The 25,906-nt window shown below is 67.2% G+C and carries 25 protein-coding genes and 1 riboswitch; of the genes, 17 read left to right on the forward strand and 8 right to left on the reverse strand.

The window, feature by feature from the left end:
• Positions 1-88 precede the first annotated feature (88 nt).
• The 6 genes from CR917_RS16990 to CR917_RS17015 are packed head-to-tail and all read left to right on the forward strand — an operon-like array spanning position 89 to position 5,510.
• A complete protein-coding gene (locus tag CR917_RS16990; RefSeq protein WP_043861204.1) occupies positions 89-940 on the forward strand; it encodes an STAS domain-containing protein in 852 nt (283 codons plus the stop codon).
• Positions 941-944: 4 nt separating this feature from the next.
• Entirely contained in the window at positions 945-1,307 is a 363-nt protein-coding gene (locus tag CR917_RS16995) for an STAS domain-containing protein (protein WP_043861203.1), read from the forward strand.
• The gene (locus CR917_RS17000) at positions 1,304-1,708 is read left to right on the forward strand and encodes an anti-sigma regulatory factor (protein ID WP_043861202.1); all 405 of its coding nucleotides are present in this window, start codon (positions 1,304-1,306) and stop codon (positions 1,706-1,708) included. Before CR917_RS16995 ends, CR917_RS17000 begins: the two co-directional genes overlap by 4 nt.
• On the forward strand, positions 1,699-2,709 hold the full coding sequence (locus CR917_RS17005) for an ATP-binding protein (RefSeq protein WP_173925056.1): 1,011 nt from the start codon (positions 1,699-1,701) through the stop codon (positions 2,707-2,709). The genes CR917_RS17000 and CR917_RS17005 overlap by 10 nt, the downstream gene beginning before the upstream one ends.
• Positions 2,702-3,577, forward strand: coding sequence for a sensor histidine kinase KdpD (locus tag CR917_RS17010; protein WP_043861201.1), 876 nt, complete (start codon positions 2,702-2,704; stop codon positions 3,575-3,577). Before CR917_RS17005 ends, CR917_RS17010 begins: the two co-directional genes overlap by 8 nt.
• A complete protein-coding gene (locus CR917_RS17015) occupies positions 3,567-5,510 on the forward strand; it encodes a response regulator (RefSeq protein WP_054915145.1) in 1,944 nt (647 codons plus the stop codon). Before CR917_RS17010 ends, CR917_RS17015 begins: the two co-directional genes overlap by 11 nt.
• Positions 5,511-5,516: 6 nt before the next feature.
• Here the strand turns inward: CR917_RS17015 and CR917_RS17020 are convergent, their stop codons facing one another.
• Together CR917_RS17020 and CR917_RS17025 are read right to left on the reverse strand one after the other, a co-directional pair.
• A complete protein-coding gene (locus tag CR917_RS17020) occupies positions 5,517-8,156 on the reverse strand; it encodes an excinuclease ABC subunit UvrA (RefSeq protein ID WP_104572654.1) in 2,640 nt (879 codons plus the stop codon).
• A 76-nt stretch (positions 8,157-8,232) separates the two neighbouring features.
• The gene (locus CR917_RS17025) at positions 8,233-9,117 is read right to left on the reverse strand and encodes an EamA family transporter (RefSeq protein ID WP_054915147.1); all 885 of its coding nucleotides are present in this window, start codon (positions 9,115-9,117) and stop codon (positions 8,233-8,235) included.
• A gap of 199 nt (positions 9,118-9,316) precedes the next feature.
• On the opposite strand from CR917_RS17025, the gene CR917_RS17030 reads away from it, so the two are divergent.
• Complete coding sequence (locus CR917_RS17030; RefSeq protein ID WP_104572655.1) at positions 9,317-9,739, forward strand: NUDIX hydrolase; 423 nt, start codon at positions 9,317-9,319, stop codon at positions 9,737-9,739.
• Positions 9,740-9,807: 68 nt separating this feature from the next.
• On the opposite strand, the gene CR917_RS17035 is transcribed toward CR917_RS17030, so the two are convergent.
• Both CR917_RS17035 and CR917_RS17040 read right to left on the reverse strand, forming a co-directional pair.
• A complete protein-coding gene (locus tag CR917_RS17035) occupies positions 9,808-10,302 on the reverse strand; it encodes a copper chaperone PCu(A)C (RefSeq protein ID WP_043861196.1) in 495 nt (164 codons plus the stop codon).
• Entirely contained in the window at positions 10,302-10,907 is a 606-nt protein-coding gene (locus CR917_RS17040) for an SCO family protein (RefSeq protein ID WP_054915148.1), read from the reverse strand. The genes CR917_RS17035 and CR917_RS17040 overlap by 1 nt, the downstream gene beginning before the upstream one ends.
• A 228-nt stretch (positions 10,908-11,135) precedes the next feature.
• On the opposite strand from CR917_RS17040, the gene CR917_RS17045 reads away from it, so the two are divergent.
• The 6 genes from CR917_RS17045 (at position 11,136) to CR917_RS17070 (ending at position 17,309) form a co-directional block, all read left to right on the forward strand.
• A complete protein-coding gene (locus CR917_RS17045) occupies positions 11,136-12,308 on the forward strand; it encodes a DUF1624 domain-containing protein (protein WP_058541262.1) in 1,173 nt (390 codons plus the stop codon).
• Between the two features lie 39 nt (positions 12,309-12,347).
• Positions 12,348-12,544, forward strand: a riboswitch (cobalamin riboswitch).
• A 145-nt stretch (positions 12,545-12,689) separates the two neighbouring features.
• The gene (locus CR917_RS17050) at positions 12,690-13,703 is read left to right on the forward strand and encodes an ABC transporter substrate-binding protein (protein WP_104572656.1); all 1,014 of its coding nucleotides are present in this window, start codon (positions 12,690-12,692) and stop codon (positions 13,701-13,703) included.
• A complete protein-coding gene (locus tag CR917_RS17055) occupies positions 13,700-14,716 on the forward strand; it encodes an iron ABC transporter permease (RefSeq protein ID WP_104572657.1) in 1,017 nt (338 codons plus the stop codon). Before CR917_RS17050 ends, CR917_RS17055 begins: the two co-directional genes overlap by 4 nt.
• Positions 14,713-15,504 carry an ABC transporter ATP-binding protein gene (locus CR917_RS17060; protein ID WP_058541264.1) on the forward strand — a complete coding sequence of 264 codons (792 nt, stop codon included), beginning with the start codon at positions 14,713-14,715 and terminating at the stop codon, positions 15,502-15,504. The genes CR917_RS17055 and CR917_RS17060 overlap by 4 nt, the downstream gene beginning before the upstream one ends.
• Before the next feature lie 21 nt (positions 15,505-15,525).
• Positions 15,526-15,963, forward strand: a complete 438-nt coding sequence (locus CR917_RS17065; protein ID WP_104572658.1) for a pseudoazurin — start codon at positions 15,526-15,528, stop codon at positions 15,961-15,963.
• On the forward strand, positions 15,960-17,309 hold the full coding sequence (locus CR917_RS17070; protein WP_104572659.1) for an OprD family porin: 1,350 nt from the start codon (positions 15,960-15,962) through the stop codon (positions 17,307-17,309). Before CR917_RS17065 ends, CR917_RS17070 begins: the two co-directional genes overlap by 4 nt.
• A 3-nt stretch (positions 17,310-17,312) precedes the next feature.
• Here CR917_RS17070 and CR917_RS17075 read toward each other — a convergent pair whose 3' ends face one another.
• The 4 genes from CR917_RS17075 to glcC all read right to left on the reverse strand — a co-directional run bounded on the left by CR917_RS17075 (position 17,313) and on the right by glcC (position 21,433).
• On the reverse strand, positions 17,313-17,822 hold the full coding sequence (locus CR917_RS17075; RefSeq protein ID WP_043861188.1) for a GNAT family N-acetyltransferase: 510 nt from the start codon (positions 17,820-17,822) through the stop codon (positions 17,313-17,315).
• On the reverse strand, positions 17,812-18,273 hold the full coding sequence (locus CR917_RS17080; RefSeq protein WP_043861187.1) for an Lrp/AsnC family transcriptional regulator: 462 nt from the start codon (positions 18,271-18,273) through the stop codon (positions 17,812-17,814). The genes CR917_RS17075 and CR917_RS17080 overlap by 11 nt, the downstream gene beginning before the upstream one ends.
• A gap of 187 nt (positions 18,274-18,460) precedes the next feature.
• Positions 18,461-20,527: a maltose alpha-D-glucosyltransferase gene (gene treS, locus CR917_RS17085; RefSeq protein ID WP_104572660.1), complete on the reverse strand. Its 2,067-nt coding sequence runs from the start codon at positions 20,525-20,527 to the stop codon at positions 18,461-18,463.
• A gap of 147 nt (positions 20,528-20,674) precedes the next feature.
• Entirely contained in the window at positions 20,675-21,433 is a 759-nt protein-coding gene (gene glcC, locus CR917_RS17090; RefSeq protein WP_100633325.1) for a transcriptional regulator GlcC, read from the reverse strand.
• Between the two features lie 233 nt (positions 21,434-21,666).
• On the opposite strand from glcC, the gene glcD reads away from it, so the two are divergent.
• Genes glcD through CR917_RS17110 form a run of 4 tightly spaced genes read left to right on the forward strand, consistent with a single transcriptional unit; the run spans position 21,667 to position 25,897 of the window.
• Positions 21,667-23,166 carry a glycolate oxidase subunit GlcD gene (gene glcD / locus CR917_RS17095; protein ID WP_100633323.1) on the forward strand — a complete coding sequence of 500 codons (1,500 nt, stop codon included), beginning with the start codon at positions 21,667-21,669 and terminating at the stop codon, positions 23,164-23,166.
• On the forward strand, positions 23,166-24,245 hold the full coding sequence (glcE, locus tag CR917_RS17100; RefSeq protein WP_088515188.1) for a glycolate oxidase subunit GlcE: 1,080 nt from the start codon (positions 23,166-23,168) through the stop codon (positions 24,243-24,245). The genes glcD and glcE overlap by 1 nt, the downstream gene beginning before the upstream one ends.
• A gap of 13 nt (positions 24,246-24,258) precedes the next feature.
• Complete coding sequence (gene glcF, locus CR917_RS17105) at positions 24,259-25,485, forward strand: glycolate oxidase subunit GlcF (RefSeq protein ID WP_043861168.1); 1,227 nt, start codon at positions 24,259-24,261, stop codon at positions 25,483-25,485.
• Positions 25,486-25,489: 4 nt separating this feature from the next.
• Positions 25,490-25,897 (forward strand): heme-binding protein, encoded by a 408-nt coding sequence (locus CR917_RS17110; protein WP_043861167.1) that lies wholly within the window; start codon positions 25,490-25,492, stop codon positions 25,895-25,897.
• Positions 25,898-25,906 lie beyond the last annotated feature (9 nt).

The following is a 25,906-nucleotide window of genomic DNA, read 5'->3' on the forward strand; positions in this document are numbered from 1 at the left end:
ATTTGATGAAGGCAATATCGAACTAGAATCAGGCCTGCACACTCAGATGCGCATGTGCCTTACCTACCCTGCTCAGGAGCTTGTCCAAATGGCTGCACTGCAACCTGTCACCCTCACCGCCATCCGCACCCACCAGGCCTCCCTGGTAGCCGAATGGCTGGCCGGGCTGGACGCGTCGGGTGCCACGCGCAACCTCAAGGCCGACGACCTCAAGCGCCAGACCGAAGAGTTTCTCGACCTGCTGCACGCCGGCCTGCAGAACGGCGATGCCAGCAACCTCAACGCCGGTGCCTGGGACGATGTGCGCCTGTTCCTGGAAAAGCTCTCCCATAGCCGCGCCCTGCTCGGCCAGGACTCGCAGCAGACCGCCACCTTCATCTTCTCCCTCAAGGGCCCGCTGTTCGCCCTGCTGCAGCGCGAGTACAGCGAGCAGCCGGCGCAACTGGCCAACCAGCTGCTGCAGGTGTCCGAACTGCTCGATGCCCTGGGCCTGCACACCATCCGCACCTTCCAGAAATCCCGCGAGGCGGTGATCAAGCGCCAGCAGGAAGAACTGCTGGAGCTGTCCACCCCGGTGGTCAAGCTGTGGGACGGCGTACTCGCACTGCCGATGATCGGCACCCTGGACTCGCAACGCACCCAGGTGGTGATGGAATCGCTGCTGCAGCGCATCGTCGACACCGGCTCTGAAATCGCCATCATCGACATCACCGGTGTGCCCACCGTCGATACCCTGGTGGCCCAGCACCTGCTCAAGACCGTGACCGCCATCCGCCTGATGGGCGCCGACTGCATCATCAGCGGTGTACGCCCGCAGATCGCCCAGACCATCGTGCACCTGGGCCTGGACCTGCAGGGCGTGGTGACCAAGGCCAACCTGGCCGACGCCCTGAAGCTGGCCCTGCATCGCCTGGGCCTGTCCGTCGCCAAGGCGGGCTGAAGCCATGGAGCGCATCCCGATTCTGCAAATCGGCGAATTCCTGCTGGTGACCATCCAGGTCGACATGCATGACCAGCTGGCCATGACCCTGCAGGACGACCTGTCCGAGCGCATCAGCGCGACCTCGGCCAAGGGCGTGCTGATCGACATCTCGGCGCTGGACATGGTCGACTCCTTCATTGGCCGCATGATCGGCACCATCTCCGGGGTGTCGCGCATCATGGACACGCAGACCGTGCTGGTGGGCATGCAGCCGGCCGTGGCGATCACCCTGGTCGAACTGGGCCTGACCCTGCCCGGCGTGCGTACCGCGCTCAACGCCGAGCGCGGCATGCGCCTGCTCAACAACTCGGCTGCACCGCAATGAGCGCCGAGCAAAGCGGCACCCAGCCCATCCTGCTGGAGCAGGATGTGGTACGTGCACGGCAACTGGCGCGCACCCTGGCCCAGGGCTGCGGCATGAGCCTGATCAACCTGACCAAGCTGGTCACGGCGGTCAGCGAGCTGGCCCGCAACGCCGTGGTGTATGGCGGCGGTGGCCACATGGACTGGCAGGTGGTCGAGAAGGACCATCGCAAGGGCCTGCGCCTGACCTTTCGCGACGAAGGGCCGGGCATCCCCGACATCAAGCTGGCCATGACCGATGGCTGGACCAGCGGCGGCGGCCTGGGCCTGGGCCTGACCGGGGCAAAGCGCCTGGTGGACGAGTTCGAACTGGATACCGCCCCCGGGGCCGGCACGCGCGTGACGATTCTGCGATGGGCCTGAGTATCCTGGGCAGCCTGACCCAGGTGCTGCCGATAGAAGACGAGAGCCAGGTCGGTCATGCCCGGCGCTGCGTGCAACGCCTGGCCGAACAGCAGGGTTTCGATGACACCGACGCCGGGCGCGCCGCGCTGCTGGCCACCGAGCTTGCGAGCAACCTGCTCAAGCATGCCGGGCGCGGTGAACTGCACCTGCGGGTGCTGCCCAACAGCGGCTACAGCGGGCTGGAACTGATCGCCATCGACCGTGGCGCAGGCTTCGACCTGCACCACTGCCTGGCCGACGGGTTCTCCACCGGCGGTACCCAGGGCATCGGCCTGGGCGCGATCAAGCGCCTGGCCGATGTGTTCGATGTGTACGCCGACAGCCGTGGCGCCGCCGTGCTGGCGCGCCTGTACCCACGCAGCAGCGCGGCCTGCGACCTGCGCTGGGGCGCCAGCCAGCACAGCCTGCATCACGACCCGGCCTGTGGCGATGCCTGGTACCTGGCCTACGACGGCCAGCGCATCAGTGCCCTGGTGGTCGACGGGCTGGGCCACGGCGAGCTCGCCGAACGGGCCGCCCACGCCGGCACCCAGGCCTTTGCCCAGGCCCCGTTCGCCGACCCCGCGCAGGTGCTCGAGGCGATGCACGTCAACATGCAGGGCACCCGTGGCGGCGCCGCGGCCTTCGCCCAGTACGACAACGGCGCGCTGCGTTTCAGCGGCGTCGGCAACATCGGCGCGCACCTGCTCGCACCCGGTAGCAGTCGTGGCCTGGCCTCGCACCCGGGTATCGTCGGCGGGCAATTCCGTCGCGTGCGCCCCTTTGACTATGCTGATGTGCATGCCAACCTGCTGGTGCTCTACAGCGACGGGCTGCAATCGCGCTGGGACCTGCAGCAGTATCCTGGCCTCATGCATCAGCACCCGGCACTGATCGCCGCCGTGCTGCATCGCGACTTCTGCCGAGGCCGCGATGATGTCACCGTGCTGGTTGTTGCCCTGGAGACCCTAAGTGGCTGATTCCCCTACCCTTGCCGACACCGAGGCGCAGGCGCTGATCGCGCGGCTGCGTGAAGAGGGCGACGCCCTGCGAGCCGAACTCGAAGAAACCAACCAGGGCGTGCTGGCCCTGTATGCCGAGCTGGATATCCAGGCCGAGCAACTGCGCCAGGCCTCGGACCTCAAGAGCCGCTTCCTGTCGTACATGAGCCACGAGTTTCGCACGCCGCTGGGTTCGATCCTGAGCATCGCCCGCCTGCTCAGCGACGAGCTGGACGGCCCGCTGAGCCCCGAGCAGCACAAGCAGGTGACCTTCGTCAGCAATTCGGCGCGCGAACTGAGCGACATGGTCGACGACCTGCTCGACCTGGCCAAGATCGAGGCCGGGCGCATCACCATCTCGCCGGCCTGGTTCGACATGCTCGACCTGTTCGCGGCCCTGCGCGGCATGTTCCGGCCGATCGTCGATGCCTCGGCGGTCGACCTGATCTTCGAAGAGCCCCAGGGCCTGCCGCGCCTGTACAGCGACGACAAGAAGCTGGCGCAGATCCTGCGCAACTTCATTTCCAACGCGCTGAAATTCACCGCCCGTGGCGAAGTGCGGGTATCGTCGCAACTGGAAGACGACGGCCAGATCCGCTTTGCGGTGCACGACACCGGCATCGGCATCCCGGGCGAGCTGCACGACACGCTGTTCGAGGACTTCGCACAGATCGACTCGCCGCTGCAGAAGCGCCTGCGTGGCACCGGCCTGGGCCTGTCGCTGTGCAAGCGCTTCGCGGCGCTGCTGGGTGGCCGGGTCGGGGTCGAGAGTACGCCCGGGGTCGGTTCGACCTTCTACGTAGTGATCCCCTTGGCGCTGGCCCAGGAGCCTGGTGATGAAGCCTGACATCCGCCTGCTGATCGTCGACGACAACATCGTCACCCGCTATGCCCTGCGCCGGCGCCTGGAATGCCATGGCTACCGCATCGACGAGGCCGGCACCGGTGGCGAGGGCCTGGAGCTGATTGCCAGCCAGACCTACGACGCGCTGATCCTGGATGTACACCTGCCGGACATGAGCGGCTTCGATATCGTGCGCATCCTGCGCGCCACCCCGGCCACCGCGTTGCTGCCGGTGATCCACGTATCGGCGGCCGCCATCGGTACCGGCGACATCATCACCGGGCTGGACGCCGGGGCCGACGCCTACCTGATCCACCCGGTCGACCCCGAGGTGTTGCTGGCCACCCTGCGCACGCTGCTGCGGGTACGCGACACCGAGCAGGCGCTGCGCGAGAGCGAGGCGCGCTTTCGCGAGATCTTCGTCAGCACCGCCGCGCCCATCGCGCTGCTGGGCACCGGGCTCAAGGTGCACGAATGCAACCAGGCGTTCGCCCAGCTGATCCAGGACAACCTGAGCCCCGACACCCTGGTCGAGTGCTTTGCCGACGACCAGCAGCCGGTGATCGACGAGCTGCTGCGCAGGCTCGGCACCCGGGACCGCTGGAAGGGCCTGCTGCACATGCGCGTCAACGGCCAGCTGCGCGAGACCCAGTGGCAGGTGTCGCCCTACCGCAGCGGCGAGTCGAGCCTGATCTTCGTCGAGGACGTGACCGAACAGCGCCACCGCGAACGCACCCAGCGCGCCGAACTGGACAGCGCGACCACCCTGCTGGCCCAGGAAGTGGCCGAGCGCGCCCGTACCGAGGCGCAGTTGCTGCAGGTGCAGAAGATGGACGCACTGGGCAAGCTTACCGGCGGCATCGCCCATGACTTCAACAACATGCTCACCGGCATCATCACCAGCCTGGAGCTGATCAAGAAACGCATCGAGCAGGGCCGCGTCGACAAGGTGCAGTCCTACGCCGACGCTGCACTGGGCGCCGCCATGGGGGCCGCCACCCTGACCCACCGCCTGCTCGCCTTTGCCCGCCAGCAACCGCTGGACCCCCGCCCGGCCGACATCAACCAGCACATCCGCTCGCTGGAGGAACTGCTGCGACGCACCATCGGCGAACACATCAGCCTGCACCTGAACCTGAGCGAGCACCTCAGCGTGGCCCTGGTAGACCCGATCCAGCTGGAGAACGCCGTGCTCAACCTGGTGATCAACGCGCGCGACGCGCTGCCCCAGGGTGGCAACATCTGGATCAGCACCTACGCGGCGCACACCCAGGACGACCTCAAGCTGGCCGATGGCGCCTACGTGGCATTGTCGGTGCGCGACGACGGCAGCGGCATCGCCCCCGAGGTGATCGGCAAGGTCTTCGACCCGTTCTTCACCACCAAGCCCATCGGCCAGGGCACCGGGCTGGGGCTGTCGACCATCTACGGCTTCGCCCGCCAGTCGGCCGGCGACGTGCAGATCCGCAGCACCGGCGGGCGCGGTACCGAAGTGACGCTGCTGCTGCCGGCCAGCCAGAGCCCGCTGTTGAGCATCACCGAACCCACACCCGACACCGTGATCAGTACCGCCGGCGAGCATGTGCTGGTGGTCGAGGACATGTCGGTGGTGCGCAGTTTCGTCTGCGAGGTGCTGACCGATGCCGGTTACCGCTGCACCCCGGCGCCGGACGTCGAAAGCGCCCTGCAGAAACTGCATGCCGACCCGAGCATCGCCCTGCTGCTCAGCGACGTGGGCCTGCCGCACATGAACGGGCGCGAGCTGGCCAATGTCGCGCGCATGCTGCGCCCGAGCCTGCCGGTGCTGTTCATGACCGGCTACGCCGAGAACGCCATCGACCGGCAGCATTTTCTCGGTGAGCGCATGGACATCGTCACCAAGCCGTTCCAGATCCACGAACTGCTGGACAAGGTTCGGCGCAGCCTCGACGCCTGAGCCGCCTCAGCCCAGGGCCCGGGCCAGAAACGGCGCGGTACGGCTGTGGGCACTGGCCGCCACCTGCTGCGGCGTGCCGCAGGCCACCAGCGTGCCGCCCTGGTCCCCCGCCCCCGGGCCGATGTCGATCACCCAGTCGCTCTGGGCCACCACGCGCATGTCGTGCTCCACCACGATCACCGTATGCCCGGCATCCACCAGGCGCCCCAGCTGCAGCATCAGCCGGTCGATATCCTGCGGATGCAGGCCGTTGGTGGGTTCGTCGAGCACATACAGGGTGGCCCCGCGGGCCATGCGCTGCAGTTCGGTGGCCAGCTTGATGCGCTGCGCCTCACCGCCCGACAGCTCGGTGGCCGGCTGGCCCAGGCGCAGGTAGCCCAGCCCGATTTCGTGCAGCACCGCCAGGGCACGCTGCACCGCCGGCTGCTGCTCGAACACCGCCAGGGCCTGGGTCACCGTCAGCTGCAGCACCTGGGCGATGTTCAGGCCCTGCCAGGTGACCGCCAGGGTCTGCGGGTTGTAGCGGGCGCCATGGCAGGTGGGGCACGGTGCGTAGACGCTGGGCATGAACAGCAGCTCGACGCTGACAAAGCCTTCGCCTTCGCAGGTTTCGCAACGGCCCTTGGCCACGTTGAACGAGAAGCGCCCGGCATCGAAGCCCTGTTCGCGGGCCGCATCGGTGGCGGCGAACAGTTTGCGCACGTGGTCGAACAGGCCGGTGTAGGTCGCAAGGTTCGAGCGCGGGGTACGGCCGATGGGCTTCTGGTCCACCTGCACCAGCCGGCGGATGTGCTCCAGGCCCGCCGTGACCTGGCCGCCGCTGGCCTGCGCCACGTCATCCTCCAGGCTCTGCTCCTGGGGCTCGCTGGGCGCAGTGGCCTGGCCCAGGTGCGCGCCCACCAGCTCCAGCAGCGCCTGGCTGACCAGGCTGGACTTGCCCGAGCCGGAAATCCCGGTGACGGCCGTGAAGCACCCAAGGGGGAAGGCCGCATCGAGGTTGTGCAGGTTGTTGCGCGTCACGCCCTCCAGGCGCAGCCAGCCGCCGGGTTCACGCGGGGTGCGCGGCACGGCGGCCTGGGCGCCGAACAGGTAGTTGCGGGTCTGCGAGGCCTCGACCTCGGCCAACCCGGCCGGGGGCCCGCTGTACAGCACCTGGCCGCCCTGCTCACCCGCCGCCGGGCCCACGTCCACCAGCCAGTCGGCGCGGCGCATGGTGTCCAGGTCGTGCTCGACCACGAACACCGAATTGCCCGCGGCCTTGAGGCGCAGCAGGGCCTCGTACAGCGCCTCGCCATCGGCCGGGTGCAGGCCGGCCGAGGGTTCGTCCAGTACATAGATCACCCCGAACAGCTGCGAGTTGAGCTGGGTGGCCAGGCGCAGGCGCTGCAGCTCGCCCGAGGACAGGGTCGGCGTGCTGCGCTCCAGGGCCAGGTAACCCAGGCCCAGGTCAATCAGGGTGGCCACCCGTTCGAGCAGGTCCTGGGCGATGCGCTGCGCGGCCAGGCGTTTTTCCAGCGAGAGGTTGGGTGTGTGGCGCACGTCCGGGCCGCCGGCATGGGCGTTGTCGCCCCTGGCCGCGCGCTGCTGGCGGGCGTCACGGGTTTGCGCGTGGGTCAGCACCGCACCCTGCGCGTCGCCATGCTCGACATAGGTGGCGCTGGCCACCGGCTTGAGCACCTCGGCCAGCTGCAGCAAGGGCAACTGCGCCAGCTCGGCAATGTCCAGCCCGGCGAAGGTCACGGTCAGGGCCTCGCGCTTGAGCCGCTTGCCCGCGCACAACGGGCAGGCGCTGGCCCGCATGAACTGGCTGACGCGCTTGCGCATCAGCGCGCTCTGCGAATGGGTGAAGGTGTGCAGCACATAGCGCCGCGCGCCGCTGAAGGTGCCTTGATAGCTGGGTTCGAGCTTGCGCTTGAGGGCGTCGCGGGTCTGGGCCGGGGTCATGCCGGCATACACCGGCACAGTGGGGGTTTCCTCGGTGAACAGGATCCAGTCGCGCTGCTGCTGGGGCAGGTCGCGCCACGGAATGTCGACGTCATAGCCCAGGGTCACGAGGATGTCGCGCTGGTTCTGGCCCTGCCACGCCAGCGGCCACGAGGCCACCGCACGCTCGCGGATGGTCAGCGACGGGTCGGGCACCATCGAGGCCTCGTCCACCTCGTAGACCCGGCCCAGGCCGTGGCACTCGGGGCATGCGCCCTGGGGCGTATTGGGCGAGAAGTCCTCGGCATACAGCATCGGCTGGCCGTCCGGGTAACTGCCGGCGCGCGAATAGAGCATGCGAATCAGGCTCGACAGCGTGGTCACGCTGCCCACCGAGGAGCGCGCGCTGGGGGTGCCGCGCTGCTGTTGCAGGGCCACCGCCGGCGGCAGGCCTTCGATGGCGTCCACATCCGGCACCCCGACCTGGTCGATCAGGCGTCGCGCATAGGGCGCCACCGACTCGAAATAGCGGCGCTGGGCCTCGGCATACAGGGTCGAGAACGCCAGCGACGACTTGCCCGAGCCGGACACGCCGGTGAACACCACCAGCGCATCGCGGGGGATGTCCACATCCACGTTCTTGAGGTTGTGTTCGCGCGCGCCGCGCACCTTGACCATGCCGGCCGGGCCGGCATGGGGCGTGGTGGATCGAGGTGAATTCATGGTCGGACCTTGGTCGGCGAGGGTCTGGAATTGGAGCGGCGTGCGCGGCGGATCGTTCCACCGCCGCCCTGGGGCCTCAGCTCAGCGCGGCCCGCAGACGTTGACGCAGGCGCGAGCCGAACACGTTGATCAGCAACCCCACCATCACCAGCACCCCACCCCAGCATTGCAGGGTACTCAGGCGCTCACCCAGCAGCAACGCCGAGGAGCTCAGCCCCACCACTGGCACCAGCAGCGAAAACGGTGCGACCTTGCCCGCCGGGTAGCGCGACAGCAGGCCGCTCCACAGGCTGTAGCCGAGCATGGTGGCGATGAAGGCCAGGTACGCCAGGGCCAGGATCGAGTTCAGGCCGATGCCGCGCAGCGAGCTTTCGATCAGCGCCGGCCCTTCGAGCCACCACGACAGGGCGAAGAATGGCAACGGCGGGATCAGCGCGCCCCAGATCACCAGCGCCACCAGGTCGATGTTGCCGAAGCGGCGCGTGATGATGTTGCCCATGGCCCAGCATGCGGCGGCGCACAGGGTCAGCACCAGGGCCAAAAATGGCACGTGGCTGCCGTTCTCGCTGCCGATCAGCGCCAGGCCCCCGGCGGCCACCAGCAGCCCCAGCAGGCTGGCGGCGCGCAGCCGCTCACCGAGAAACATCGCGGCAAAGAACAGCGTGAAGAAGGCCTGCGACTGCAGCACCAGCGACGCCAGGCCCGGCGGCATGCCGTTGCCCATGGCCTCGAACAGAAAGGCGAACTGGCCCAGCGAGATGGTGGTGCCGTAGGCCAGCAACCAGCGCCACGGCAGTTGCGGGCGCTTGATGAAGAAGATCGCCGGAAACAGCACCAGCACGAAGCGCAGGCCACCCAGCAGCATGGGCGGCAGGCCGTCGAGGCCGACCTTGATCACCACGAAATTCAGGCCCCAGGCGACGATCACCACCAGCGCCAGCAACAGGTCCTTTAACGGCATTCTGCCCTCACCAATTTGTAATATTTCGAAACAGCATATCCTTATTCCCGGGTTCAGTTATACCCGTCGGCGGCGCATGCCTGTGTGACCAGGAGCTGCCCGGCAGCCCACACCACAAAAAACGCCGCGCAACCTGCAGAACCGTCGTATAAATATCGGCCCGGTGCCTAACGCCCCGTCCTGCCAGAGGCCAGTATCCATGCCCCTCAAACCCTTCTGCGGTGCCAAACTCGCCCTGCTGTTCCACGACCACCTGCTCACCTACAGGCGCGACGTGAAAAGCACCATCCCCTTCCCCGGCTGCTGGGACTTTGCCGGCGGGGGGCGCGAAGGTGATGAGACCCCGGTGGAATGCGCGCTGCGCGAGCTGGACGAAGAGTTCGCCCTGCGCCTGCCCCCCGAACGCATCGAATGGCGCCGCAACTACCCCAGCCTGGCCAGACCCGGCTGGGAGTCCTGGTTTCTGGTGGGGCACATCACGCAGGGGGAAATCGATGCCATCGAATTTGGCGACGAAGGCCAGTACTGGCAGATGATGCCGATCAGCGATTACCTGAAACACGCTGAAGGTGTGTGGTATCTGCAGGATCGGCTGCGGGACTATCTGGCGCAGGCCAGTTGAACCCGTTGGGTGGCGATCCACCCGGCAGGAACGGATTGCGCCGGCGCAAGGGCCGGCGCGGCGGGTACTTACATGTGGCTGTGGTCGTGCATCGAGTGCTCGCCGTGACCGTCGGTGGCGGTCAGCGAACGCACCGGGGCGTCGACCTTGATCGACTCCTTCTGGCCCTTGGCGTCTTCGACGATCAGGGTCAACGGCACCGTGTCGCCTTCCTTCACCTGCTTGACCAGGCCCATCAGCATCACGTGGTAGCCATTGGTGTCGAGCACCACCGGCTTGCCGGCGGGCAGGTCCAGCGCCTTGACTTCACTCATGCTCATCACGTCGTTGTGCATCTGCATCTGGTGCACCTGCACGGTCTTGGCCACCGGCGACTCGACACCCACCAGCTTGCTGTCGGTGCTGGCAGTGAGGGTCATGAACGCACCGGTCGACTGCTGCTGCGGCACGCTGGCGCGCACCCAGGGCTCGCCCACGGTGGTCTGGGCAACGGCGGGCAGCGCCGCACCGAACAGGGACAGCAACGCCATCGCGCCAAGCGCGTGTTTCACGGGAGAACGCATTAACAAACCTCCATTACGGTAAGCAGGTCTTCGGTGCATTCCCTGGCATTGAGGGAATGCGAGAGGCCAAGGCGCAGCACGCCACGCGAGTCGAACACGTAGCTGGTCGAGCTGTGGGAAATGGTATAGGTGTCGCCGGCCGGCACCTTCTCGTAGAACACGCCGAATTCCTTGGCCACTGCGGCCGTCTCTTCCAGGGTACCGGACAGCGCCACGAACGAGGGATCGAAGGCCTTGACGTAGGCGTCCAGAACTTCGGGGGTGTCGCGCTCGGGGTCCAGGCTGATGAACACCACCTGCAGGAAGTCGGCGTCGCGGCCCATCAGCTTCTTGATCTGCACCGCGCGGGCCAGGGTGGTGGGGCACACCGCCGGGCATTGGGTGAAGCCGAAGAACACCATCGGCATCGAGCCCTGGAAGCTCGACAGGGTCATCACGTTGCCTTGCGGATCCTTGAGCTTGAAGGTGCGGCCGAGGATCTTGTTGCTCAGGTCCTTGCCGTATTTGAAGTCCAGCGCGCCGGAGTTGTTGCAACCTGCCAGGGCACCGAGGCCGAGCAGGCCGAGCCCGGCGATCACCGTGCGCCGGGTCAGTAAATCGTTCATGTAACCATCCTTTTGGGAAGGTGCCGGCCCCGAGAGCGGGAGCCTTGTGCAAGGGTTTTGCGAGGCGGCATTTTGTCACGCAGGGTCGACGGGTTCCAGCGCGCAGCGCCAGATGGGTGCGGTCTGATGTCGCAGCATGGCAGTCAAGATTGTAAGGAAGACTTACCGAGCGAATAGAAATGTTATACAGTAACCATTCAATTCGCCCCCTCTGCCTGCGACCTTTCAATGACTAGCGCTACTGCCCTCCCCGCCGCCAGCAAACCGAGCCAACGCCTGCTGTCCATCGATGCCCTCAGGGGCCTGGTGATCCTGTTCATGCTGCTGGACCACGTGCGCGAAACCTTCTTCCTGCACCGCCAGGTGAGCGATCCGATGGCCATCGACAGTACCGAACCTGCGCTGTTCGTCAGCCGTACGCTGGCCCACCTGTGCGCCCCGGTGTTCGTGCTGCTGACCGGTCTGTCGGCCTGGCTTTATGGCCAGAAGCACCAGGGCCGGGGCGATGTGTCGGCCTTTCTGTTCAAGCGCGGGCTGTTTCTGGTGGTGCTGGAGTTCACCCTGGTGAACGTCGCCTGGACCTTCCAGCTGCCGCCCAGCGTGATCTACCTGCAGGTGATCTGGGCCATCGGCATCAGCATGATCGCCCTGGCGGCCCTGGTGTGGTTGCCGCGCCCGCTGTTGCTGGTGCTGGGCGCCGCGATCGTGGCCGGTCACAACCTGCTCGACGGCCTGCACTTTGCGCAGGGCTCTGCGCTGCACGTGCCGTGGGCGATCCTGCATGACCGAGGCTGGCTCGAGTTCTCCGACAGCCTGCGCCTGCGTACCTCGTACCCGGTGCTGCCGTGGGTCGGCGTGATCGCGCTGGGCTACGGCCTGGGCCCCTGGTTCGCCCACTCGATGCCGGCCGCCACGCGCCAGCGCCGTCTGCTGCTGGCAGGCCTGGCAACCCTGCTCGGCTTTGTCGCCCTGCGCCTGCTCAACGGCTACGGCGAGGCGCCATGGACGGTTCAGGCCGATACCGCGCACACCCTGATGAGCTTCTTCAACATCACCAAGTACCCGCCCTCGCTGCTGTTCCTGGCCCTGACCCTGGGGGCTGGCCTGCTGTTGCTGCTGGGCCTGGAGCGCGCCGGGCAGCGCCGGTGGATCAGCACCCTGGCGGTGTTCGGCGCCGCACCGATGTTCTTCTACCTGCTGCACCTGTATGTGCTGAAAGTGGCGTACCTGGGCTGCGTTGCACTGCTGGGCCTGAACCAGGGCAATTACTTCGGCTTCGATGGTATCTGGGCGGTGTGGCTGACCGCCGTGCTGCTGGCCGTGGCGCTGTTCCCGCCGGTGCGCTGGTTTGCCGCGTTCAAGGCCCGCCGTCGCGACATTGCCTGGCTCAAGTACCTCTGAGGCTGGCGGGGTTTTGTTTCCCTGCGGGCGGCGTGATCGACTACCATGCCGCCCGCCGGTTTCCACACGGAATCAATAGGGAATCCGAGACGCCACTGCATGGCGTCAAACGGAACTGCCCCCGCAACTGTAAGTGCCGAGCCTGCTCCTGAAATGCCACTGGGTGCCCCCCGGGAAGGCCGGAGCCAGGTGACGACGCACCAGTCAGGAGACCTGCCGGCACAGCAACAATCACTAACCGGCGGGGTGTCCGGGGAGTACATCTGTGCCGCGAGCGCCCCGCGCGCCGAACGGCCTTGCCCTGCCCGCGCGGCAGCGCCTGTCGATGTGTTTCCAGGTTGTACACCCCTGCCCGTGTACGGTTCGAATGGAGATCGCATCATGCAGTTGCCCCGCCTTGTCACCCTGCTCGCGGGCCTGGGTCTGTCGACCCTGGCCCAGGCCGCCCCGACCCACTACCCGCTCACGCTGCAGAACTGCGGCATGCCGCTGACCTTCCAGCACGCGCCCGACAGCGCCGTGACCATCGGCCAGGCCGGCACCGAGATGTTCTACGCACTGGGCCTGGGCGACAGGCTGGTCGGCACCTCGCTGTGGTTCAACGATGTGCTGGCGCAGTACAAGGTGCAGAACGACAAGGTCGAGCGCCTGGCCGACAACGACCCCAGCTTCGAGGCGGTGATCGGCAAGCGCCCGCAACTGGTGGCGGTGCAGCTGGAGTGGATGGTCGGCCCGCAGGGCGTGGTCGGCACCCGCGAGCAGTTCCATGAGCTGAACATCCCCACCTACCTGATGCCGTCCGACTGCGAGGGCAAGGACAACCTGGTCGGCGCCGACGGCACCCGCCTGGAGCCGTTTCGCATCGACAGCATCTACAACAGCATCAGCCAGCTGGCCGAGATCTTCGACGTGCAGGCGCGTGGCGAGCGGTTGAACAGCGAGCTCAAGGCACGCCTGGCCAAGGCTGCCGCCACCGTGAAGGGCAAGGATCTGAAGGACACCAGCGCCCTGTTCTGGTTCTCCAGCGCAGACCTGGACATCGACCCGTACGTGGCCGGGCGCAAGGGTATCCCCGACTACATGCTGCAGACCCTGGGCGTGCGCAACGTGGTGCAGTCCGATGAGGAATGGCCGACCGTGGGCTGGGAAACCATCGCCAAGGCCAACCCCACCTTCCTGGTGATCGCGCGCATGGACCGTCGTCGCTTCCCGGCCGATGACTACCAGAAGAAACTCGAACTCCTGCGCAGCGACCCGGTCACGCGCAACATGGACGCGGTCAGACACAACCGCATCGTGATTCTCGATGCGCACGCCATGCAGGCCAGCACGCGCCTGTTCAGCGGCATGGAGACCCTGGCCTCGGCCATCAACGGCTTCGACCTGGCGCCATGACAGGCAGCGTTGTGCGCGGCCTGCTCGCGTGGCTGGCCCTGCTGCTGGCGATACTGGCAGGGGTGGCGATTGGCGAAACGCCGATCGCCCCCTCGGTGGTGCTGCAGGTGCTGGCCAACAAGCTGTGGGCCGCCGGGCACCTGCTGGACCCGATCGATGAAGGCATCGTGTGGAACTACCGCCTGACACGTGCGCTGGTGGCCGCCGCCTGCGGCGCGGGGCTGGCCACCTGCGGGGTGGTACTGCAGTCGCTGCTGCGCAACCCGCTGGCCGACCCGTACCTGCTCGGCATCTCGGCCGGCGCCTCCACCGGCGCGGTGCTGGTGGCGCTGCTGGGGCTGGGCGCGGGGGCGATCACGCTGTCGCTGGGCGCCTTCGTCGGGGCCATCGCGGCCTTCGCGCTGGTGGCGCTGCTGGCCCGTGCCAGCGGGCCGTCCAACAGCACGGGGCAGATCATCCTCGCCGGGATCGCCGGCTCGCAGCTGTTCAACGCGCTCACCGCCTTTCTGATCACCCGGTCGGCCAGTGCCGAGCAGGCGCGCGGCATCCTGTTCTGGCTGCTGGGCAACCTCAGTGGCGTGCGCTGGCCGTCGGTGTGGCTGGCGCTGCCGGTGGCGCTGGCCGGCCTTGCGGTGTGCGTATGGCATCGGCGGGCGCTGGACGCCTTCACCTTCGGCAGCGACTCGGCCGCCTCGCTGGGCATCCCGGTACGCCGCGTGCAGGTGCTGCTGATCAGCTGCGCGGCACTGGTGACGGCAGTGATGGTGTCGATCGTGGGCGCCATCGGCTTTGTCGGGCTGGTGATTCCGCATGCGATGCGGCTGCTGTTCGGTACCCCCCATGCGCGCCTGCTGCCGGCCAGCGCGCTGGGTGGCGCGCTGTTCCTGATTGCCGCCGACGTGCTCTCGCGCACCCTGATCAAGGGCCAGGTGATTCCGGTGGGGGTGATCACGGCGCTGGTCGGCGCACCGGTGTTCGCATTGATACTGATTGGCCGCAGGAGCGCCCGATGAACGCTGTCACCCACCCGCTGGATGAAGCTGCACTGCGCTGCACCGGGCTGGGTTTGAAGGTGCGCGATGCCGTGCTGCTGGACGCGGTCGACCTTGAGGTGCGCCGTGGCGAGACCCTGGGTATCGTCGGCCCCAACGGCTCGGGCAAGTCCACCCTGCTCAAGCTGCTGGCCGGGCTGCGCACGCCCACCTGCGGCGAGGTGCAGCTGGGCAGCAACGCGCTCAGGCAGCTGCCACGCCGCGAGGTGGCGCGGCGGTTGGCAGTGGTCGAGCAACAGGCCGACACCAGCGATGCGATCAACGTGTTCGATGCCGTGGCCCTGGGCCGCACGCCGTGGTTGTCGGCGTTGCGCCCGTGGTCGGCAGACGATCACGCCATCGTGCAGCAGGCCCTGGCCGACGTGGATGCCACCCACCTGGCAACACGCAGCTGGCGCAGCCTCTCCGGTGGCGAGCGCCAGCGCGTGCACATCGCCCGGGCCCTGGCGCAACGCCCGCAGCTGCTGTTGCTCGACGAGCCGACCAACCACCTCGACATCCAGCACCAGCTGGGCATTCTGCGCCTGGTTCAGGCGCTGCCAGTGACCACCCTGATCGCCCTGCACGACCTCAACCAGGCCCTCACCTGCGATCGCCTGGCCGTGCTCGAGCGCGGGCGCCTGGTGGATGTCGGCCCGCCGTTGCAGGTGCTGACCCCGCAACGCCTGCAGGCCACCTTCGGGGTGCAGGCGCACTACCTGACCGACCCCTTCGACGGCGCGCAGATCCTGCGCGTTCGTTCCCCTTGACCTGAAATGGATAGCCCGCCCATGCGCCTTGCCGCCTTGCCCCTGCTGCTCGCCAGCGCCCTGCTCGCCCCTTCGGTATCGGCCGAGGTGCACGAAGTGAAAATGCTCAACCGTGGTACGACCGGCAGCATGGTGTACGAGCCGGACTACCTGCGCATCGCCCCCGGCGATTCGGTGAAGTTCATCGCCACCCAGAGCGGGCACAATGCCGCCTCGCTGCCCGGCCTGCTGCCCGAAGGCGCCGAGGCGTTCAAGGGCAGGATCAACCAGCAAATCGAGCAGACCTTCAACGTGCCGGGCCTGTACGGCATCCAGTGCATCCCGCACCTGTCGATGGGCATGGTGATGCTGATCCAGGTCGGTGAGCCCGCCGCCACGCCACCAAGCCTGCCGAGCACCTTGCCCAGGCGTGCAGCAGATCGTCTTGCCGCCCTGCTGCAACGCGAGGCCGCACAATGATCGCACTGCGCACCCGTTCGGCCCTGCTGCTGGCATTGGCCGGGCCGGCGCCCCTGGTGCTGGCCGAATCGGCCCAGGAGCAGGCCAACGGCCTTATCGAAGACAGCACCTGGAGCCTGCTCAACCGCAGCGTGTACGACAACCGCGAATACCGCCACGGCGCGCGCAACAGCGGCGCACGCAATGCCTACAAGCCCCGTGCCGAGCGCAACGGTTATGCCGAGGAATGGGCCTATGGCCTGATGGGCACGTTGCAGTCGGGCTTCACCCAGGGCCTGATCGGCGTGGGCGTGGATGCCCATGCCTACCTTGGCGTGCAACTGGACAGCGGCGGCGGACGCGCCGGCAAGGCGCGCCTGCTGGGGCTGGACAACCACGGTCACCCCAAGAACGAGTTCAGCCGCGGCGGCGCGGCGGTCAAGCTTCGGGCCTCCTCCACCGTGCTGTCGTATGGCGAACAGCGGGTCAAGACCCCGGTGTTCAGCTCGTCCGACAGCCGCCTGCTGCCCGAAACTGCCACCGGGGTATTTGTCACCAGCACCGAATTCGATGGGGTGAAACTGATAGGCGGGCACTTCACCGAGAGCACCGACCGCAACGCCAGCAGCCATGACCAGGGGTTCGTGGTGAACTACTCCAACGCAGCAAAGGGCGATGCCTTCGACCTGGCCGGGGTGGTCTACAGCGCAAGCCCGAGCCTCAGCGCCAGCCTGTACACCTCGCGCTACGAAGATACCTGGAACCAGCACTACCTGGGCGGCACCTTCAGCCATGCACTGGACGCCAACCGCTCGCTCACCTTCAACCTCAACCTGTACCGCACCACCGACACCGGCAAGGCGTTGTCCGGGCAGATCGACAACACCACCTGGAGCCTGCTCTCGACCTACGCCCAGGGCCCGCACAGCTTCAGCCTGGGCTACCAGAAGGTCGATGGCGACACACCGTTCGACTATGTGACCCGTGGCGCGATCTTCATCAGCAACGCCGTGCAATTGTCGGACTTCAACGCCCCCAACGAGCAGTCGTGGCAGGCCCGCTACGACCTGGCAATGACCCCGTGGGGCCTGCCCGGGCTGGTGCTGAGTGCGGCGTATGTGCGCGGCAGCCGCATCGATGGCAGCCACGTCGACCCGCGTGGCGGCTATGCGTACCTGGGCTACGGCGAAGGCGGCAAGCACTGGGAGCGCGACCTGGAGGCGCGCTACGTGGTGCAGGGCGGCGTGGCCAAGGGCACCACCGTGTCGCTGCGGCACAACGTGCACCGGGGCAACACTGCCCAGGCCGAGCTGGATGCCGACCAGATCCGTTTGGCGGTGGAATACCCGCTCAACGGGCGCTTCTGAGGTTCAGCCGGCGGGCAGGCGACATTGCATGTGGGTGGTCTGCCACACCGGGTCGGCTTCCACATCGATGATCTCGAAGCCATGTTTTTGCCAGAAACCAATGGCGCCTGGCAGAAACGGATGGGTGTGCAGGTACAGCACCTGCACCTGGTCCTGCAGCGCCAGCTCACGCAACGCGCGGTACAACTCACCGGCCAGCCCGCTGCGGCGATAGGCCGGCAACACGAACAGGCGCACCACTTCCACCACCTTCTGCCCACGGTAGTCGAGCTGGCGGAAGCGGTGGTCGTAAGGCAGGTAGCCGATGGCCGCGACGATCTGGCCATTGCAGCGGGCCAGCAGGAAACGCCCCGCGCCGTGCAGGTAGACCTGTTCGAACTGCTGCAGGTCTGCCGGCATCCCGGTGGCGGCGAGCTTGGGGAACAGCGCGGCGCGGGCCTGCATCACGAATGCTACGGCAGCCTGCCTGTCGTCGGCGCCGGCCTGGTGCAGCGTGATCGGCTCAGGGCGCATAGCGCAGCGGCAGGCGGGTGGAGTACTTGATCTGCTCCATGGAGAAGCTGGAGCTGATGTCGGACAGGCCCGGAATGCGGATCAACTGCTTGTACACCGCGTCGTAGGCGGCCACGTCCGGCACCACCACGCGCAGCAGGTAGTCGGTGTCGCCGGCCATGCGGTACACCTCCAGCACTTCGTCGATACCGGCCACGGCGGCATGAAAGCCGGCCAGCCAGTCGGCGTTGTGCTGGGTGGTCTTGATCGAGACGAACACCACCACGCCGACATTGAGCTTCTTGCCGTCGAGCAGGGCCACGCGGCCGCGGATGATGCCGGCCTCTTCGAGCTTCTGGATGCGCCGCCAGCAGGCGGTGGTGCCCAGGCCGATCTGCTCGGCGATATCGCCCACCGCGCGGGTGCAGTCGGTTTGCAGAAGGTCGAGTATTGCCCGGTCCAGCTTGTCCATGCAGAAGCCTTTTGGTGGGGAGAGGCGTCGGGCATTTTCCATCAGGTGGGCGGGGTGTGTCACGGGGCAGGCAGCAGTGCGGTGACGGTGGCGGCCCCTTGCAGGAGCTGGCCTTGCCAGCGAAGGGGCCGGGGAACCGTCAGACACGAAACCCCGGGCCTGTAAAAACGTTACCGCATGCAAACGCCTACAGCGTCGCCACACTGCTCACGATGCGCAGCGAAAGGCCCTCATAGCCATCCAGATTGATGGTCATCTCCCCCGCTTCGCTCAGCTCGCCCTCCAGCCGTTCGTTGATCATGTCCACCACCGCGCCGGGGCTTACATCCGGCAGATGCAGGGTTTCGCTCAGTGGCTCGGCACCGAAGTTGAGTGCGGTGATCTGGATGCCCTTGCCTGCCGGCAGCTCGTGCACCATCAGCAGCAAGGCCGGGTTGGCCACCTCGGGGATCAGGATCTGCCGGCTCGCCGCAATCGCATAGGCCTGGCGCACAGCGAGCATGCGTTTCAGGCTGCTGGCAAAACTGTCGGGCTGCTGCAACTGGCTGGCCAGGCTGCCATACAGCGAACGCGCACGCGGCAGGCCCTCGGCCGAGAGCTGCGCCTCCACGTCCAGGTCGGCCAGGTCATAGGCGCCGCGATGAATCCAGCGGGTGTCGCCGTCACCCATCAGCCCCTCAACCTGCTCGGGCTCCAGCGGCAAGGCGCCGACCAGGTCCCAGCCCGACAGCGCAAACACCCCCGGCTGCATGGCGTTGTACATGGCCAGCAGCAGGTGCACCTTCTGGATCAGCGCCAGCTGCTCGGCGTCGATGCTGCCCAGGTCGCGAATGCCCAGCGCGGCAGTGATGATGCTGACCGTGGTGCACGACACGCCATTGGTCACGAACTTGAGGTTGTACGGCGCGTGCTCGCCCGCCAGGCCCTCGTACATCTCGCTGCGGATATGCTCGCGCAGGATGTTGCCGGGGAAGGTCTGGCCCTTGTACAGGTAGCTGTCGTTGGCGTGCAGGGTCCAGAAGTGCACCAGCTCCAGGGTCAGTTCATCGTGGTTCTGCAGGGCATGGATCAACGAGGCGGGGTCGATCTTGAACGCATGCATCTGGTGCAGCATCAGGCGCAGGAACTCGGTGTCGCCGGTCAGCAGCGCGTGCTGGTAGGCCGGGCGCGTGACGAAGTCGTAGGACAGGTCGGCGCCGCCGTGGGACATGTTGGCGATGTCGTCCAGGGTCAGGTTCAGTTCCTGGAAGCTGAAACCACCGGCCTTGCGGATCATGCCGCCCAGCAGCTGGTTGCCGGTGACCGACAGCGGGTGGCTCTCCGACCAGGCCGGCCCTTCGGCGCGCCGCTCCACGCCGAGAAAGCCATTGGCATCCAGACGCAGGCCACGGGCGCCGAGCACGTCGATGGCGTGCAGGGCGTCGCCGATGATCAGCTGCTGCGCGGCAAAGCTTGGGTCCAGCCAGTTCAGCGATGGCTGGCCCTCCTTGAAGTAGTGCAGGTACACCCAGCGTCGCAGCTTGCCGTCGACCCCGAGTACCGGCGGCGTGGCGCTCCAGTCGGTTTCCTTGATGCCGGGTTCGAAGAAGATCACCCGCTGCAACTGGCCAACGATGTAGTGGCGGGCCTTGAGCTCGTCGCACATGGCCGGCGTGAGGTTGGCCGCATCGCGCCCGGCCGGCACCTCGGGCAGCAGGCCCCAATCGGCTTCGCGGATCTCGATCATGTGGTACAGCCCGGGATAGTCGCCGTAGGCCATCGCGGCCAGGCGAAAATCGGCGCCCTTGCCGGTGTGCGCCGGGATCGAGTCGTCGATGGTCACCGCGTTGTGCGCCGAGGCCACCTTGCTCAGGTGCACCAGCTCGGCCTCGCTGCCGTAGCGCGGGTCGATGTCGAAGCTGATGCGGTCGAAGTTGCCGTCCACGCTGGGGGTGAACTCGCGCTGGGTGATGCCGCCCGAGCGCTTCAACGGCCCGGTGTGCACGCCCTGGATGCCCAGCTCCGACAGCGCCTGCCACAGCTGCTCATGGGCCAGCGCCTGCAACACCGAACCGCCCTCCTCGACGATGATCGAGGCCGGGTACACCGTCAGCCACACCGAGGCGATAGCACTGGCGTCGCGGGCGCGGGCCTCGGCGTAAGGGTGCAGCCACATGCGCGCCTGCCCTGCATACAGCCGGGCGCGGTCGCGGGCGGCTTGCAGCATGGACTGGCCTTGCAGCCATTCGATGGTGTCCTGGCCTCGCTGGGTCATACGCTTGCTCCTTCGACGGGGGGCGTGGGGTCGTGCCCTCAAGGTGTGAGTGGGTTTGACTGCAATCGTTCGCATTTTTTGCTGCGACCAGCGGGCAGATGTGGCAGAGCTCCGCCGCACGGCGCGCCTACCCCGGCCCACACGCCCTCAAACCCACCCCTCCAGCCGCAACGTCGCGCGTACCAGCCGCTGCTCCTCCTCCTCGATCTCCTTGAGGTTCGCGCAGATGCCCTGGATATGCGCAATCGCCGCCTTGCGCGCCTGTTCCGGCATTCGCCCGGTCACGGCGTTGTACAGCCGCGCATGTTGGCGGTCGATCTGGCGCTTCTGCACATCGCGGTGGTACAGGTTGTTCACCGAGGCAAACACCGAGTTCAACAGCAGGTCGGTCAGCGAGCGCAGCGTCTGCACCAGCACCGGGTTGTGCGAGGCCTCGCAGATCGCCAGGTGAAACGCATGGTCCAGGTGCGCATGCTCCGAGGCCGTCAGTGGCTGCTCATGGGCCGCCAGCAACGCCTCGTAGCTGCGCCGTATGAGCACGAAGTCCGCCTCGGTGCCGCGCAGCGCCGCCAGGCGTGCCGACTCCCCTTCCAGCAGGCTGCGCACCTCGAACAGGTCGTACAGGGTGCGCGGCTGCGAACTGAACAGGTGCATCAATGCCGAGGTGCTGCCCTGCCCCGACAACTGCGCCACATATGAGCCCTTGCCATGCGCAGTCTCGATGATGCCCTTGGCGCGCAGCAGCTTGAGCCCTTCGCGCAGGGCCGTGCGCGACACGCCGAGCTTTTCGGTCAGGCGCCGCTCCGACGGCAGCGCCTGGCCGACCTTGAGCACGCCATCGACGATCAGCCGCTCGATGCGCTCGCACACTACGTCTGCCACCTGCATTGAAAGCGCTTCGCTCATCGTTCCTCCAACTGGTATGACCAGACGCCATGAGTTTTATGACCCTTGCCAGATCAATACATAACTAACTGTATTTATTGAATATTCATGAACAAGCCGGAAAAACCGCAGCAACAAACTGGTTCGACCAGTGATTTGAGCGATAGACACTAAGCCGTCGCCGGCCAATGATGCAAGTGAGCCGTGTTCCATCGAGCTTCCATAACAACAAGACAAGGGTCGTTAGCCTGCCCATGAACATTCTCTACGACGAACGCGTCGATGGTGCGCTGCACAGCGTCGACCGGGCCGAGTTCCTGCACACCCTGCAGAGCCGCCTGCCCGACCTGGATATCCTGCACGCCGCCGAAGACCTCAAGCCCTACGAGTGCGACGGCCTCTCGGCCTACCGCACCACGCCGATGCTGGTGGTGCTGCCGCGCCATCTGGAAGAGGTGCAGAGCGTGTTGCGCCTGTGCCACGAGCGCAAGGTGCCGGTGGTGGCACGTGGCGCCGGCACCGGTTTGTCCGGCGGCGCGCTGCCGCTGGAAAAGGGCGTGCTGCTGGTAATGGCGCGCTTCAACAAGATTCTTGAAATCGACCCGGCCGGGCGCTTTGCCCGCGTGCAGCCCGGCGTACGCAACCTGGCGATTTCCCAGGCTGCCGCGCCGTATGGGCTGTACTACGCACCCGACCCCTCCTCGCAGATCGCCTGCTCGATCGGCGGCAACGTCGCCGAGAACGCCGGTGGCGTGCACTGCCTCAAGTACGGCCTGACCGTGCACAACGTGCTCAAGGTCGAGATGCTCAGCGTCGAGGGCGAACGCATGACCCTGGGCAGCGATGCCCTGGACGCCCCCGGCTTCGACCTGCTGGCGCTGTTCACAGGTTCCGAGGGCATGCTCGGTATCATCACCGAAGTCACCGTCAAGCTGCTGCCCAAGCCGCAGGTGGCCAAGGTGCTGCTGGCCGCCTTCGACTCGGTGGAAAAGGCCGGCCGCGCCGTGGGCGACATCATCGCCGCCGGCATCATCCCCGGCGGCCTGGAGATGATGGACAACCTGGCGATTCGCGCCGCCGAAGACTTCATCCACGCCGGCTACCCGGTAGAGGCCGAGGCAATCCTGCTGTGCGAACTGGACGGCGTCGAGGCCGACGTGCACGACGACTGCGAGCGCGTGCGCGTGCTGCTCGAACAGGCCGGTGCCACCGAAGTGCGCCTGGCCCGCGACGAAGCCGAGCGCGTGCGCTTCTGGGCCGGGCGCAAGAACGCCTTCCCCGCCGTGGGCAGGCTGTCGCCCGACTACTACTGCATGGACGGCACCATACCCCGGCGCGAACTGCCCCACGTGCTGGGGGCCATCGCCGACCTCTCGGCCGAGTACAACCTGCGCGTGGCCAACGTGTTCCATGCCGGCGACGGCAACATGCACCCTCTGATCCTGTTCGATGCCAACACCCCCGGCGAGCTGGAACGCGCCGAGGCGTTCGGCGGCAAGATCCTCGAGCTGTGCGTGAAGGTCGGCGGCAGCATCACCGGCGAGCACGGCGTGGGCCGCGAGAAGATCAACCAGATGTGCGCCCAGTTCAACAGCGACGAGCTGAGCCTGTTCCATGCGGTAAAGGCTGCGTTCGACCCGCTGGGCCTGCTCAACCCGGGCAAGAACATCCCCACCCTGCACCGCTGCGCCGAATTCGGCGCCATGCACGTGCACCACGGCCAACTGCCCTTCCCGGACCTGGAGCGCTTCTGATGAGCACCGTACTGTTCGACCCGGCCCACGGCAGCGACCGCAGCGCCGACCTGCTGGCCCGCGTGCAGCAGGCCATCGCCGAGCGCACCCCGCTGTTCATCCGCGGCGGTGCCAGCAAGACCTTCTACGGGCGCCCCGTCGACGCCCAGCCACTGGACCTCGCCGGGCACACCGGCATCGTCTCCTACGACCCCACCGAACTGGTGATCACCGCCCGCGCCGGCACGCCCCTGCGCGAGCTGCAGGCCGCGCTGGAGCGTGGCGGGCAGATGCTTGCCTGCGAAGTGCCGTGCTTTGGCGACAACGCCACGGTCGGCGGCATGCTCGCTGCCGGCCTGTCGGGCCCGCGTCGCCCATGGGCGGGTTCGGTACGCGACTTCGTACTGGGCACGCGCATGATCAGCGGCCTGGGCACGCACCTGCGCTTTGGCGGCGAGGTGATGAAGAACGTCGCCGGCTACGACCTGTCGCGCCTGCTGGCCGGCAGCCTGGGCTGCCTGGGGGTGATCACCGAAGCCTCGTTCAAGGTGCTGCCCAAGTACCGCTGCCGGGTCAGCCTGCGCCAGGCCATGCCGCTGCAGATGGCCCTGGACAAGCTCGGCGAATGGGGCCAGCAGCCGATCCCGCTGACCGCCGCCAGCCATGACGGCAGCACCCTGTACCTGCGCCTGGAAGGCAACGAGGGTTCGGTACGCGCCGCCGCCGAACGCCTGGGCGGCGATGCGCTGGATGACAGCTACTGGGACGACCTGCGCGAACAGCGCCTGGCGTTCTTCGACGACCCGCGCCCGCTGTGGCGCCTGTCGGTGCCGGCACTGACGGCGCCGCTGGCGATCGAAGGCGAGCAGTTGATCGACTGGGGCGGCGCGCAACGCTGGCTCAAGAGCAGCGCCGATGCCGACAGCATCCGCCAGCTCGCCGCCGCCGCCAACGGGCACGCCACCTGCTTCACCCCGGGCGTGGCGGACAGCCCGTTCCAGCCGCTGGCCGCACCGATCCTGCGGTTTCACCAGACGCTCAAGCGCAACCTGGACCCTCAGGGCATCTTCAACCCCGGCCGCCAGTACGCCGACGTCTGACCCAGGAGCCACCATGCAGACCAACCTGAGCGAAGCGGCCAAGCGCCTGCCCCACGCCGACGAAGCCGAACGCATCCTGCGCAGTTGCGTGCACTGCGGCTTCTGCAATGCCACCTGCCCCACCTACCAGGAACTGGGCGACGAGCTGGACGGCCCGCGCGGACGCATCTACCTGATCAAGCAGTTCCTCGAGCAGGACACCGTCAGCGAGAAGACCCAGCAGCACCTGGACCGCTGCCTGACCTGCCGCAACTGCGAAACCACCTGCCCGTCGGGGGTGGAGTACCACAAGCTGCTGGACATCGGTCGCGACGCCATCGAGGCCCGTGTACCCCGCCCGCTGGGCCAGCGCCTGCTGCGCAGCGGCCTGCGCGCCGTGGTGCCGCGCCCGGCCCTGTTCCAGGCGCTGGTGAGTACCGGCGAGCTGCTGCGCCCAGTGCTGCCCGAGGCATTCAGGACCCACCTGCCACGCAGCGTGGCACCGGCCCGGCAACGCCCCCAGGCCACCCATGCACGGCGCGTGCTGATGCTCGAAGGCTGCGTGCAGCGCAGCCTGTCGCCCAACACCAACGCCGCCACCGCGCGCGTGCTCGACCGCCTGGGCATCAGCATCACGCCGATTGCCCAGGCCGGCTGCTGCGGCGCGGTGGACTATCACCTCAACGCGCAGGACACCGGGCTTGAACGTGCGCGGCGCAACATCGACGCCTGGTGGCCAGCCGTGGAAGCCGGCGCCGAAGCCATCGTGCAGACCGCCAGCGGCTGCGGCGCCTTCGTCAAGGAATACGCCTACCTGCTGCGCGACGACCCGGCCTACGCGGCCAAGGCCGAGCGCATCAGCGCCCTGGCGCGGGACATCGTCGAAGTGATCCGCGCCGAACCGCTGGAGCGCTTCGAGGCCTGCTGCGACCAGACCCTGGCCTTCCACTGCCCGTGTACCCTGCAGCACGCACAAAAACTTGGCGGCGCAGTTGAAGCCGTACTCAAACGCCTGGGCTTCAACCTTACCGAGGTACCCGACAGCCACCTGTGCTGCGGTTCGGCCGGCACCTATTCGCTGACCCAGCCGGTGCTGTCCAGGCAACTGCGCGACAACAAGCTCGATGCGCTGGAAAGTGGCCACCCCGACGTGATCGCCACGGCCAACATCGGCTGCCAGACCCACCTCGACGGTGCCGGGCGAACCCCCGTGCGGCACTGGATCGAACTCGTTGACCAAGCCCTCAACCCAGGAGCCTGATTTCATGCAAAGCAAACCCGTAATGACCCTGAGCGACGTGCAGCAGATTCTCGCCGCCGCCCGTGCCGAGGCCCAGGCCAACCAGTGGGCCGTGAGCATTGCCGTGGTCGACGACGGCGGCCACCCGCTGGGCTTCGAGCGCCTGGACGGCTGCGCGCCGGTGAGTGCCTACATCGCCACCGAAAAGGCCCGCAGCGCGGCGCTGGGCCGACGTGAAACCAAGCTGTACGAAGACATGATCAATGGCGGGCGCACGGCGTTCCTGTCGGTGCCGGTCATCAGCGGCACGCTCGAAGGCGGCGTGCCGGTGATCGTCGACGGCCAGGTGGTCGGCGCGGTGGGTGTGTCGGGGGTCAAGTCCGAACAGGACGCCCAGGTGGCCAAGGCCGGCGTTGCCGCCGTTAAAGACTGATCAGGAGCA

Origin of the sequence: Pseudomonas sp. BRM28 (assembly GCF_002939405.1) — a bacterium.
Classification (GTDB): Bacteria; Pseudomonadota; Gammaproteobacteria; order Pseudomonadales; family Pseudomonadaceae; genus Aquipseudomonas; species Aquipseudomonas palmensis.